Source organism: Flavobacterium sp. TC780, assembly GCF_056783245.1.
Genome location: NZ_JBXBAV010000015.1, coordinates 1 through 13,174, shown reverse-complemented (window position 1 = coordinate 13,174; position 13,174 = coordinate 1). Strand labels below are relative to the sequence as shown.

The 13,174-nt window shown below is 31.3% G+C and carries 8 protein-coding genes, 1 tRNA gene and 3 pseudogenes; 7 read left to right on the top strand and 5 right to left on the bottom strand.

The annotated features are described in order from the left end of the window. The 4 genes and pseudogenes from AC1RYN_RS01395 to AC1RYN_RS01380 all read right to left on the bottom strand — a co-directional run. Nucleotides 1-438, bottom strand: a 438-nt coding sequence (locus tag AC1RYN_RS01395; protein WP_481805532.1) for a potassium-transporting ATPase subunit KdpA, incomplete at its 3' end; no start/stop codon positions are given. Nucleotides 439-606: 168 nt separating this feature from the next. After that, the gene (gene kdpF / locus AC1RYN_RS01390; protein WP_016362011.1) at nucleotides 607-684 is read right to left on the bottom strand and encodes a K(+)-transporting ATPase subunit F; all 78 of its coding nucleotides are present in this window, start codon (nucleotides 682-684) and stop codon (nucleotides 607-609) included. Between the two features lie 249 nt (nucleotides 685-933). Further along, a complete protein-coding gene (locus tag AC1RYN_RS01385; protein WP_481805531.1) occupies nucleotides 934-1,221 on the bottom strand; it encodes a DUF7674 family protein in 288 nt (95 codons plus the stop codon). Nucleotides 1,222-1,383: 162 nt separating this feature from the next. Further along, nucleotides 1,384-2,725, bottom strand: a pseudogene (locus AC1RYN_RS01380) (sigma-54-dependent transcriptional regulator). A gap of 632 nt (nucleotides 2,726-3,357) precedes the next feature. On the opposite strand from AC1RYN_RS01380, the pseudogene panB reads away from it, so the two are divergent. The 7 genes and pseudogenes from panB to ypfJ all read left to right on the top strand — a co-directional run bounded on the left by panB (nucleotide 3,358) and on the right by ypfJ (nucleotide 12,484). Continuing rightward, nucleotides 3,358-4,175: pseudogene (gene panB, locus AC1RYN_RS01375) on the top strand (3-methyl-2-oxobutanoate hydroxymethyltransferase). A 96-nt stretch (nucleotides 4,176-4,271) separates the two neighbouring features. After that, complete coding sequence (locus AC1RYN_RS01370; protein ID WP_481805530.1) at nucleotides 4,272-4,961, top strand: RluA family pseudouridine synthase; 690 nt, start codon at nucleotides 4,272-4,274, stop codon at nucleotides 4,959-4,961. A 73-nt stretch (nucleotides 4,962-5,034) separates the two neighbouring features. Continuing rightward, nucleotides 5,035-6,363: an aldehyde dehydrogenase gene (locus AC1RYN_RS01365; RefSeq protein WP_481805529.1), complete on the top strand. Its 1,329-nt coding sequence runs from the start codon at nucleotides 5,035-5,037 to the stop codon at nucleotides 6,361-6,363. Between the two features lie 193 nt (nucleotides 6,364-6,556). Beyond that, a complete protein-coding gene (locus AC1RYN_RS01360; RefSeq protein ID WP_481805528.1) occupies nucleotides 6,557-7,354 on the top strand; it encodes a hypothetical protein in 798 nt (265 codons plus the stop codon). Between the two features lie 69 nt (nucleotides 7,355-7,423). Then, complete coding sequence (locus AC1RYN_RS01355) at nucleotides 7,424-9,928, top strand: PAS domain S-box protein (RefSeq protein WP_481805527.1); 2,505 nt, start codon at nucleotides 7,424-7,426, stop codon at nucleotides 9,926-9,928. 16 nt (nucleotides 9,929-9,944) lie between these two features. Continuing rightward, the gene (locus AC1RYN_RS01350; RefSeq protein ID WP_481805533.1) at nucleotides 9,945-11,465 is read left to right on the top strand and encodes an ATP-binding protein; all 1,521 of its coding nucleotides are present in this window, start codon (nucleotides 9,945-9,947) and stop codon (nucleotides 11,463-11,465) included. A gap of 113 nt (nucleotides 11,466-11,578) precedes the next feature. Then, nucleotides 11,579-12,484, top strand: a pseudogene (gene ypfJ, locus AC1RYN_RS01345) (KPN_02809 family neutral zinc metallopeptidase). A 357-nt stretch (nucleotides 12,485-12,841) separates the two neighbouring features. Here the strand turns inward: ypfJ and AC1RYN_RS01340 are convergent. Further along, nucleotides 12,842-12,915: transfer RNA gene (locus AC1RYN_RS01340), tRNA-His, on the bottom strand. Nucleotides 12,916-13,174 lie beyond the last annotated feature (259 nt).

Below are 13,174 nucleotides of genomic sequence, written 5' to 3'. Positions count from 1 at the left end.
AAGGTTAATACATGCTCCTGTTGTTAGGGAGGCAGCACCTATTTGAGATAAATAAGATACGCCGCTTTCACCTGAGTAATGTTGTAAATTACAATTTACAAGAAACGAAATAGCTGTATTGAATGCTAAATCCGGGCTCATCGATGGATTGTTGTCAGGATTTAAAAATAGCGATCCTTGAAACAATAAAATAAAGAAGCAAAGAAAGAACCAAACCATGTTTATACTTAAAAGAGCTTTTAAGTGTTGTTTCCAGTTCATTTCTTCGGTGGAATTGATTCCACTAATTTTAAAAATAAGTTTTTCAATTGGATTGAAAATCGGGTCGAGTAAAGTTTTATCACCCAAATAAACTTTAGCAATATATTTTCCCAAAGGAATGGCTAAAACTATCGTAATGATAAAAATACTGATGACGCCAAATAATTCTGTGTTCATAATTTAATTTTTTTTAGAGACAAATGTTTTCTTGTGAAATGTTTTCCTGAAAAACGCTGATTACAAAATGTGAGAAGCAAAAACAAACTGATGCATAATATCTAACCTTCTTACATTTCACATCCTACCTATCACATTTCGCATTATCCCATATCACTTTATACATTATTAAAATTTTTCGGGTTTGATTAATACATAAACCAAATAGCCGAAAACGGCAAGGGCAATAATAAATAGTGCAGTCATGATTTAAATTTTTTCAAAAAATTCGACAGATTTAAAACAAATCGCGAAGAGCAAAACTGCCAGTGCGAGTAAAAGAATAGTGATTAACATAGGTTTTGATTTATTTAGATTATTGGATTATTTTTTTTTAAGACTTAAAAGATCAGGAGAGGCAAAACTATCAGAGACAAGACTTAGAGATGCAAGATTTAGTCTTGTTTCTATTATCTTTCATCTATCAGTCTATTCTCTTACTTCTATCAGTCTTCCTCACACCCCCGACGCATTAATTTGCTTTATATATTCGGCCTTCAGCGATTGTGCGGGAATCAACTGCCGAAATTGTACAGTGTCGCAATTCCATGGAGAGAATTCGAGAACGTACACATTTTGGGGATTTTCAGCGCTTTTAGTTTCATAACTTCCTGTAGTATATAACCGCTCTGCAAGCGCCAGACATTTTTTTGCTCTGACAATATTTCCGGTAATGATTGCAGTCTTAGTGATTTCGGCAAAGCGTTCTGCTTGTTTATAAATCGTGGTGACTTGATTTTTCATAAGAATGATTTTTTATGTTCTTCCTCCCTTATGCCAAAATACATTCCAAAAAAAACAATTACTCACAAACTATTGTAAATTAAAACCTTATCAAATTTACATAATATTTAGACACAAAAAAAGCCTATCAAAATGATAGGCTTTTCAAAATAGTATGTTTAATTAATCAATATTGTATTCGTCTAGTTTACGATAAAGAGTCGCAATCCCAATTTCGAGTAATCGTGCCGTTTCAGCTTTGTTCCCCTTAGTATAATTAAATACTTTCTGGATATGCAATTTTTCGACACTCTGCATAGAAAAAGCCGAGACACTTTTGTTGGTTTTAACTACTTGGTGTTGCATTTCATAAGGCAAAACATCTTCTGTTAAAACATCATCATTTACCAAAATAACCGAGCGTTCGATTACGTTCTTTAACTCACGAACATTTCCTGGCCATTGATATGTTTCCATTTTTTGCATGAAACCTTCATCAACAGACAAAGCCTTCTTATTTATTTTTTCAGAAAATTGCTTTACATAATAGTGTGCCAATGGAGCAATATCCTGACCCTTTCTCGTAAAGGTGGAATCTTGATTTCAAAAATATTCAACCTGAAATATAAATCCCAGCCGAAAACGATGTTCTTCACTTTCAATCTTTAAATCCCGATTCGTTGCTTCAATTGACCTAAAATTAGATTTTCTTGGTTTAGTATCTCCAAGCTGTATGTATTCGCTTGTTTCCAGAACACGCAATAATTTAGCTTGCAGTTCTAATGGCATTTCTCCTATCTCATCTAAAATAAAGTCCCCCCGTTAGCCTCTTCAATATATCCTTTTTTATCTTTAATAGCACCTGTAAAAGCACCTTGTTTATGTCCAACAATTCGCTCTCAAGAATTTCTTTACTCAAAGTATCATTTAATGCCACAAACGACTTACCTACTCTATTGCTGTTTTCATGAATTGCCTGAGCAAAAACCTCTTTACCTGTACCAGTTTTCACCCATCAACAATACAGTCGAATCTGTTTTAGATACTTTTTGTGCCAAATTAATAACCTGTTCTAACCCTTTCCGATTTCCCTATGATTTTATCAAAAGAATATTTATCAGAGATCCGTTTTTCAAGTTGTTTAACTTTCTTTGTAATTGTACTTTTTTCTAAGAGCTTTGTATAAAAGCGGAATAATTTTATCATTATCATCACCTTTCACTATATAATCAAACGCACCATTTTTCATGGCCTGAACACCATCCGAAATTTTACCAAAAGCGGTTAATAAAATAACCTCAGTAAATGGAAAAGCGGCTTTAATATTTTGAAGAAAATCAACACCGTTTCCATCAGGAAGCTTAACATCGCAAAGCACAACATCAATATCATTGTGTTCTAACTTTTTGAAACCCGATTTTAAATCTGGAGCTTCGAAAACTTCGAAACCTTCCGAGCGTATAATTCTAGCGAGAAGGTGGCGTAATTTTTCTTCGTCGTCAATAATAAGAATGTTTTTCAAAATAGGGATTTGTGAATTAGTTTTTCAAAATTAGTTATTTTACCCATTTGTTAATAAAATACTATCAAATACTTTTTTAGTCTACCACAATTCATTCTTTTTTCAGGAGCTAATCCTACTGTACACTATATCTTTTATGGCAAAAAAATATAAAAGGATACCGTTCCCATCAGACCTAAAACAAAACAGATAACTTAGACATTCTTTCTATCGAATTTCTGTTTTGAATTGCCTCCTGCTTTAGCTAGAGGTACAAAAAGTAAAATATAAATTGGCTTTAGCCAAATGCGATACTATTTTGGCTAAAGCCCTAAATAATTATCAATTCTTAAGCCTCCAGCAAAAGCAGGAGGCAATTAATAATTTAGCGCATAAAGTCAGCTCATTAATAAATTGAAATACAATTTTAACGAATTATCATAAGGTTAAGATATCTCGACACAATCATAACTAGTTATATTAATCTGAAATTAAAAATCCTTAGTCTAAAATCTTAAATCAATTTATTTGTGGACACAGAAAGAATTTCCGCGCTATCGGGCTTTAAAAAAATTCTATTTATTACTTTTACAGATTCAAAATATAAATCAATCCCCTCCCAATGTTTCGGGATCGGAACTAAATCATAGATTACAATGTCTGTAGCAAAAAAAGATTACAAAAGAATTACTACCAAATCATTAATTGAGATGAAAGCCAATGGGCAAAAAATCTCAATGCTTACGGCTTACGATTATACAATGGCCAAAATTGTTGATACTGCTGGAATTGATGTAATTCTTGTGGGAGATTCGGCTTCAAATGTAATGGCTGGTCATGAAACTACATTACCAATTACTTTGGACCAAATGATTTATCATGCATCATCTGTAGTGAGAGCTATCGAAAGAGCTTTGGTTGTTGTTGATTTACCTTTCGGGAGTTACCAATCAGATCCAAAAGAAGCATTACGCTCTGCTATCAGAATCATGAAAGAAAGTGGTGGTCATGCAGTAAAACTAGAAGGTGGTAAAGAAATCAAAGAATCAATTAAAAAAATATTAAACGCAGGAATTCCAGTTATGGGACATTTGGGTTTAACACCACAATCAATATATAAATTCGGAACTTATACCGTACGTGCTAAAGAAGAAGATGAAGCCGAAAAACTAATTGAAGATGCAAAAATGCTAGAGAAAATTGGTTGTTTTGCTTTAGTTCTAGAAAAATCCCTGCACATTTAGCTGAGAAAGTTGCCAAAAGCATCTCTATTCCTGTAATCGGAATTGGTGCTGGAGGTCAAGTTGATGGTCAAGTTCTTGTAATTCACGACATGCTAGGAATGAACAATGAGTTTAGTCCACGTTTCTTAAGACGCTACATGAATTTATACGAAGGAATGACAACAGCAATTAGCCAATATGTTGATGATGTAAAATCAGGAGATTTCCCTAATTCTGGTGAACAATACTAAATTTATATTAAGGTACTGAGAAGTTAGAAACTAGGGTTTGAGATTTTTTCTTAGCGCCTTAGTTTCTTTGTTCCTTACAAACTCAAAAAATAAAATATGAAAATCATATCAACCAAAGATAATCTCCAAGTTCTCCACGAAGACAATCACATCATTGTTATAAATAAACGCGTAGGCGATATTGTACAAGGAGATAAAACTGGTGACAAACCCCTATCTGATGTTGTAAAAGAATACATAAAAGACAAATACAATAAACCTGGCGACGTGTTTTTAGGCGTAATACATCGTTTAGACCGTCCTACAACCGGAATCGTAGTTTTTGCCAGAACAAGTAAAGCATTAACGCGCATGAACGAATTGTTCAGTAATCGCGAAACGCAAAAAACGTATTGGGCAGTTGTAAAAAACAAACCAGTAGAAACAAGTGCCAAATTAGTTCATTTTCTTAAAAGAAACGAGAAAAACAACACTTCAAAAGCACATCTAAAAGAAGTTCCTGATAGTAAATTAGCAAGCTTAGATTATACTGTTTTTAAAGAACTTCAGAATTACGTAGCACTCGAAATTAATTTACATACAGGCAGACATCATCAAATTAGAGCACAACTTTCGGCTATTGGATCACCTATAAAAGGAGATTTAAAATATGGTTTTGATCGAAGTAATCCCGATGGCGGAATTCATCTCCATGCCCGAAAATTAACCTTCATCCATCCAGTAACAAAAGAACCACTTACTATTATCGCTCCTGCTCCAGATGAAGCAATATGGAATGCTTTATGATTTTTTAATAAAAACTATTTTATTTGATATTTTAAAATTAACTTGCATAGTGTAAAACTAAGCTGATTTTAAAATGGACTATAGAAATGACATCGGTTACAGAAAAGAGACGCTTAAAAAACTATTATTCAACATACAAAAAAGTGAAGATTTAATAGTTAAAGCTTTATATGATGATTTCAAGAAACCAGCTTTTGAAGCTGTTCTAACCGAAACCAATTATGTTATTACGGAATTAAAAGATACCATTAAAAATATTTATAGCTGGACAAAACCCAAGCGTGTTTTTCCTTCAATATTAAACTTTCCTTCAACAGATTATATTTACAAAGAACCTTACGGAAAAGTATTGATCTTGGCTCCATGGAACTATCCTTTCCAACTCGCTTTATGCCCGTTAATATCAGCTGTAGCAGCAGGAAACAAAGTTATTTTAAAGCCATCAGAGCTTACTCCTAAAACTGCCGAAGTTATAACCGAAATTATTCAAAAAACATTCCATATTAATCATGTTGAGGTGGTCCAAGGAGGTGCCGATGTTTCGCAAAAACTTTTAGAAAAACGCTGGGATTACATATTCTTTACCGGAAGCGTAGCAGTTGGAAAAATTGTTGCAAAAGCTGCTGCCGAAAACCTCACTCCTGTTACACTAGAACTTGGTGGGAAAAATCCATGTATCGTTGACGAAACAGCGAATTTAAAATTAGCAGCAAAAAGAATTGTGTGGGGTAAGTTCATTAATGCTGGACAAACCTGTATTGCTCCTGATTACATCTTGATTCATAAAAACATGAAAGCACATTTCATAGATTATTTAAAAGAAGAAATCAACAAAGCCTATGGTCAAAATCCACAAGAGTCACCAGATTTTGCAAGAATAATCAATACTAAAAATTGGGTAAGATTAGACAGCATGATTGAGCCAAATAAAGTGGTCTTTGGAGGGCAAACAGACGCTAAAAACCTTTATATCGCTCCAACTCTTATCGATGAACCAAATATAGAAAGTAATATCATGCAAGAAGAAATTTTCGGACCATTATTACCTATACTTACCTACAAAACCGAAGCAGACATAAAGAACATTATCGATCAATACGAAAAACCTCTTGCATTATATGTATTTAGTGAAAATCAACATTTTGCAAAAAAAATAATCACACGTTATTCATTTGGTGGTGGATGTATCAATGATACCGTTATTCATTTTTCAAATAAAAGACTTCCATTTGGAGGGGTAGGCCATAGTGGCTTAGGAGCCTATCATGGCAAATTAAGTTTTGATACATTTTCTCATCACAAAGGCATTGTCAAAAAAGCCAACTGGTTAGATTTACCAATGCGATACGCGCCATATAAAGACAAATTGGTTGCCATTAAAAAATTATTAGACTGGATATAAATTCAACTAATCTTAAATACTCATTAAACGAATTAATTTCTAATAACTAAGCAGACAATTGTACTAAATCATTTTGTCAAAAAAATGATTTTAGCTTGGTCGATTTAAAAAATATATTATATTTACTACTGATATTTTATAACTAAATAATCTAAAAAAATTAAATATAATCCAATAACTACTATAAAAAACTATGAATCCTACGCAACAACGAATTGAAGAAATTAAAAAAAATGGTTATCAATTAGATTTTTCAAATGTATTTAATCATGCTTTCGAAAATTATAAAAAAATAGCACTTTACGCTGGATTGATTATACTTATTTTTTACTTTATACTTGGTGTTTTTGGTTCTGGACTTGTAATTTCTATTTTTGGAATCGAAAGTTTAACAAAAGAATCTTTAGAAAACTTGCAACACATTAAATTATCTGGACAGCCACTTGTAATTTATATGGCAAGTATGCTTTTATTGGCTGTAATTTTTGCTCCCTTTACTGCTGGTTTTTTAAAAATGGCTGATTGTGCAGACAAAGATGAAGAATTTAATGTATCTACGATTTTTTATTATTACAGATTGCCATACCTAACAAATATTATTGTAGCTACATTGCTTATATCAATTATAAATGTTCCTATATCTGCAATCCTGCAAACTCTTAACTTATCATTTTTAGGAACAGTAATTTCATTGCTAATTTCTCTTTTTACTTATCTAACAATTCCACTAATTATTTTTGGTAATTTTAATGCTGTAGATGCAATTAAAACCAGTTTTATGGTTGTATCAAAACAACCTTTAATGCTTATTGGATTATTAATTGTTTCGGGATTAGGAGCAATGGTAGGATTCATTGGATGTTGCATTGGAGTAATTTTCACTATTCCTTTTATCTATTCTATGACATATGCAATCTATTCTTCAATTATTGGTTTAGATACATTCGAAGAAATTAAAGAACCTAATTCAGGACCAAAAACATTTTTATAAAAAATACAATTAAAAGATAATTTTTCCCAAAAAAATCTATTTAATTAAACCAAAATCCCATCAAAATCTATGGTTTTTTACTGTAGTTTTATATCAATACTATTCTCATGGCCAAACCCAATAGGCTTGGCCAATGAATTATTGATATTTAGCGACGTAAGCATTCAGTGGATAATTTCGTACAACAATCCTAAATTTCCAGCTCTAGGATTGGCTTTATTTGGTCTTATTGCTTTTTTAGCATACCATTTTTTTAATATAAAAAATGAATTAGGCAATTTTATTGAAAAAGAAAAAGAGAATGATACTACTGATAAAGAATATTTGTTGTATTTTTTATTCTTAGGGATCAACATTATATTAATAGAAATAATTAATGAGCTATTTAAAATTAGACCAAAAAGCTTACTTATTACAAATGCCACGATTGGTCTATTCTTTCTATTATTCTACTTTATAACCACTAAAATCAACTACTTACGTAAAAACGTACAGTTTATTTTCATTACATTATTTCTGCTCTTTTTCATTTACATAGCGCGTAATGTAATTCTTTTACCCAACGACATTACTCCTATAATTAGTTTTATTGTCGCCTTTTACTTTTCATATTCCATTTTAAAACCTACAAAATTATATTGGTTTTTTACTGCCTTCGTGTTTTTATTTTTAATTGATACTACAATTTCACAATTAATTTCGTTAAAAACATCCGTAGTTTTAATTAACTTCTCTCTTATTGTATTTGTTGCCAATTATGTAAGATATGTTGTTTTATCAAACATGAATGATAAATTTCGTTTTTCTAATGAAATAGTACATAAAGGAAATTCACTTACTATAGCAAGTAATTGTAAAGGAGAAATTTTATTTTGTAGCGAAACCATAATTAATATTCTTGGATATTCACCCGAAGAAGTCATGGGAATGGGTTTTTGGAATCTTACTGAAGATCCAGAATTTGTTAACAAAGAATATCATTTTAATTATGCTGAAGACAAACTTTACATTCGGAAATTAAAATGTAAAAATGGAGAATACAAGCACATTCAGTGGAAAGATAAAAAATTCTCTGAGAACTTAATAATCGGTATTGGACAAGATATTACAGAACAAATCAATACCAAAGATCTATATAAAAATCTAATCCAGACAGCCACCGATTTAATTTTTGAAGCCGACGATGATGGCAATTTTACTTTTATTAATGAATTTGCAATTTCAACATTAGGGTATTCTCAATCAGAAATTATCTCTCATAATTACCTAGAGTTTATTCGATTAGACTACATCACAAATACGATGAGTTTTTATGAAAATCTGGAAGAAAATCTAAAGAAAAAAGAAAATGATTTTCCTGCTATAGAAATTCCTTTATTAACAAAAAATCAAGAAGAATTATGGGTCTCACTTAAAGTTATTATCCGTAAGAATGATTTAGGAGAAATAACAGGTTATGCTGGTATTGCAAGAGATATTACCAAGCTGAAAAATATTGAAATTGAAAATAAAATTAGGCAAGAAAAAACAGAAGATTACAATACGGTATCCAAAAAATTATCAACCACAAACTTTAGTAATTATAATGATATAGACAGTGTCGTTGAACTAATTATTAAAGAAGCTGCTATTGCTTCTAAAACAAATCGGGTTAGTTATTGGGAATATACCGAAGATACTATTACCTGTACAAATTTATTCAATACAGATAATCATAAACTTAATAAAAAAACAGTTTTAAAAAAAGAATACTATCCTATCTATTTTAATTCTATAAAAAATAAAACTATAATTAATGCTCCAGATGTCTTTAATCAATTAGAGATATCCGAGTTTACAAAAGATGCCTTCTTAAAGAACAATATTAAGTCAATGCTAGATATTCCCATTTTTACAAATGGACAACTAACTGGTATTCTTTGTTTTGAATCTACCCAAAACAAACGAATTTGGGACAATGAAGACATCAGTTTTGGCCGAACAATTTCGGATATTATTTCCTTAGCTGTCTCATCTCAAATGAGATTGATTGCAGAAAAAAAATTAGAATTTAAGAGTCAGTTATTATCTGCATTAGCACTATGTACCGAAAAGTTTTTATTGAGTAAAAGTAACTCCAAAATGTTTGAAGAAACTTTTGACATAATAGGAAAAGCTACAAAAGTAGATCATATGTTTTATTATGAAAGAGATAACGATACAAACCTTGTAAGCCAAAAATATAAATGGGCAAGAAAAGGAATTGTAAAACAAATTACAAAATTACAAGGTTTTAGTACTGAAAATCTACATGAGATATTTGCTCAGGCACAAAACAAAAAAATATTAAATACACTCACCACTAAACTTAAAGATTCTTTTTTTAAAGAACTATTAATAGCCAATGAAATCAAATCTATTTTAATCCTTCCATTATACATCGATGATGAGTTTACAGGATTTATAGGGTTCGATGATTGTACTAATGAGAAAAAGTGGACCGAAGATGAAATTTATATTTTACAGTCTCTTGCTAATAACATCTCTTCAACCTTAGAAAGAAACAGAAACGAAACTAGAATTTCATCAAAGTGAAGAAAAATTTAAACTAATTGCTAATAATATTCCTGGTACTGTTTACCTATCTAAATTTGATGAACCAGGGACAAAAGTATTTCTAAGTGACGAAATAGAAAATTTAACCGGATATCCAAAATCTGAGTTTCTAGAGAATAAACTCCCTTTTATATCATTAATGCATCCAGATGATAAAGAAAATATCATTAAAAATCAGATTAGTGATTTAAAAAAAGGAATCCCGATACATTGTGTTTATAGGATAAAAAGAAAAACTGGCGAATATATTTGGGTAGAAGAATTTGGTGATGTAATCAAGAAAGGAAACACAATTGATTTTGTTGGTGGAATTTATTTTGATATTACAAGCAAAAAAGAAACCGAAGATGCTATAAAAGCAAAACAATTAGCAGAAGCAGCAAATAAATCAAAATCTGATTTTTTAGCAAACATGTCACATGAAATACGAACTCCTCTAAATGGTATTATTGGTTTTACCAATTTACTGATGAAAACAAATCTTCAGGATATTCAACAAAAATATATGATTACTGTCAATCAGTCAGCACAATCATTACTCAATATTATAAATGATATTCTTGATTTTTCTAAAATAGAGGCTGGGAAATTAGAGTTAAATATTGATCAATATAACATTAGAGGTATACTTAATCAAGTAGTCGATTTAATATTATATGAATCCAATCTTAAAAACCTTACATTAGAACTTAATATCAATGACGATGTACCAAGTTGTTTCTGGATAGACATCGTTAGAATAAAACAAATTCTAATTAATTTACTCGCAAATGCAGTTAAATTCACTGAAAAAGGTACAATAAAACTTAATGTAACTGTCTTAGATCAAATAAACGATACGTACACAATACGATTTTCGGTTTCTGATACTGGTATTGGAATACTTGAAGAAAATAAAAAACGTATTTTCCAGGCATTTTCGCAAGAAGACAGCTCTACAACAAGAAAATTTGGAGGTACTGGACTAGGGTTAACCATTTCGAATAAACTACTTAGTTTAATGAATAGTCATTTAAAATTAGAAAGTAAAGTAAACGTAGGAAGCACTTTTTATTTTGATCTAAACATACAAAGCTGCTATTTACATGATCCTGTTTTTTTTGAAAATACTATCGAAGACATCAACAATACTAGCTATATTTTAACTGAGGAGCAACATACCAAAGAAATAAAATTTCTTATCGTAGAAGACAATAATGTTAATAGACTACTACTAAGAGCTACTATAAAAAACCTATTTATAAATGCTATTATATATGACGCTGAAAACGGGGAAGAGGCTGTTGAATTATACAAAACAATAAATCCAGATATCATATTTATGGACATACAAATGCCTGTTATGAATGGATATGAAGCAACTAAAGCAATACGAAAATTAGAATCTGGAAAAAAAACTCCAATAATTGCTGTAACTGCTGGAGCAGAAAAAGATGAAAAACAAAATTGTATCAACGCTGGAATGACTGGTTATTATCACAACCAATCATTAAAGGAAGTATCGAAAAAGCTATAATAAAATCTATTATCTAAATAATAAAGAAATGAAATATTGAAACCAATATTCCAAAAAATATATATAAATTCGTATGTACAAAATTTGAGTAAAAACGTTAAAACCATATAATTATGAAATGGCAAGGCAGAAGACAAAGCAATAATGTAGAAGACAGAAGAGGAATGTCATCTGGAGGCAAAACTCTTGTAGGAGGTGGAATCATTGGTATTATAATTTTACTAGTAATATTTTTGGCGGCGAAAATGCCCAATTTATAACTCCAGTCTTAGAACAAATGCAAGGCTCTCAGCCAAATCAAACTGAAGCAGCTGCGCCATTAAGCAAAGAAGATGAAGAAATGGGCAACTTTGTTGAGTAAATTTAGCTGACAATGAAGACATATGGAGTAAAATATTTGCTGAAAACGGAATGACATATAAAAATCCAAAATTAGTACTTTTTAGAGGTTCAGTAGAAACGGCTTGCGGTGGAGCTACATCAGCATCAGGGCCTTTTTATTGCCCAGGAGACCAAAAAGTCTATATGGATTTAGCCTTCTTTGAGGAACTAAAAACTAGATTTGGTGCTAAAGGAGGATTTTGCGATTTCGTACGTTATAGCACATGAAATAGGCCACCACATACAAACATTATTAGGGACATCTGCCAAAATGCGTAAAGCACAAGAGGTAAAGCGAAGCTCAAGCCAATAAATTATCTGTGGCATTAGAACTCCAAGCCGACTTTTATGCAGGAGTTTGGGCACATTACAATGAAAAAAATTTAGATACTGATGATATTGACGAAGCTTTAAGTGCGGCAAATGCAGTTGGTGATGATGCAATACAAAGCAAAATGCAAGGACGAGTAATTCCTGATTCTTTTACACACGGTACTTCTGAACAACGAATATATTGGTTCAAAAAAGGATTTAGTACTGGAGATATAAGACAAGGAGATACTTTTGCAGAGATTGATAGAAAGATTTTTTTTCTAGAGAATAAGAACAAACAACCTAAAGCAGTTATTGAAAAATAGCTGCTTTTTTTTTTACACAATATCGTCCAAGTAACGAAGTTAATATCATTTCTGTTTTCCACAAACCAAACGATCCTTTACAACGTAGACACACTGCAGTCCGTCACTAAAGAAAACCTTTGTCACTTTAGAATTCATTTTAACCGCAAAAGAGCGAAAGCTCGAATAAATAGCTTGGTGAACCTTTGCACTTTGTTCTTTATGTATTTTGCGGTAATATATTTTTGCTGAATCCCTAACTTTTGAACCTGATCTGTAAAATCTTATTTCATAAAAATACTTTAAATACCTTAACTCTCTGAATATCATAACTAACACAAAAAAAGCCTTGAATTTCTTCAAGGCTTTAAATTTCTGGGTGGATGACCGGGTTCGAACCGGCGACCCTCGGTACCACAAACCGATGCTTTAACCAACTGAGCTACAACCACCATTTTTGCTTAGCGAATGCTAAATATAAAGCAAAACTTTACTTCTACAAAAGAAAAAATAAAAAGATTTGCTAAGCCTATTAATTAAACTTAGCGAACCTTTGTGCAACCTCTTTGCTCCCGATAACGCTATCACATTGTGATAAATCTTTTTGCCTAATTCCCAACTTTTGCGTTTCTTATCATAATAAATGTAGATTTCTTTTTATTCAGATTGTCTAATCTTTTTGCTTAATCCCCAACTTTTGCACCTGATCCC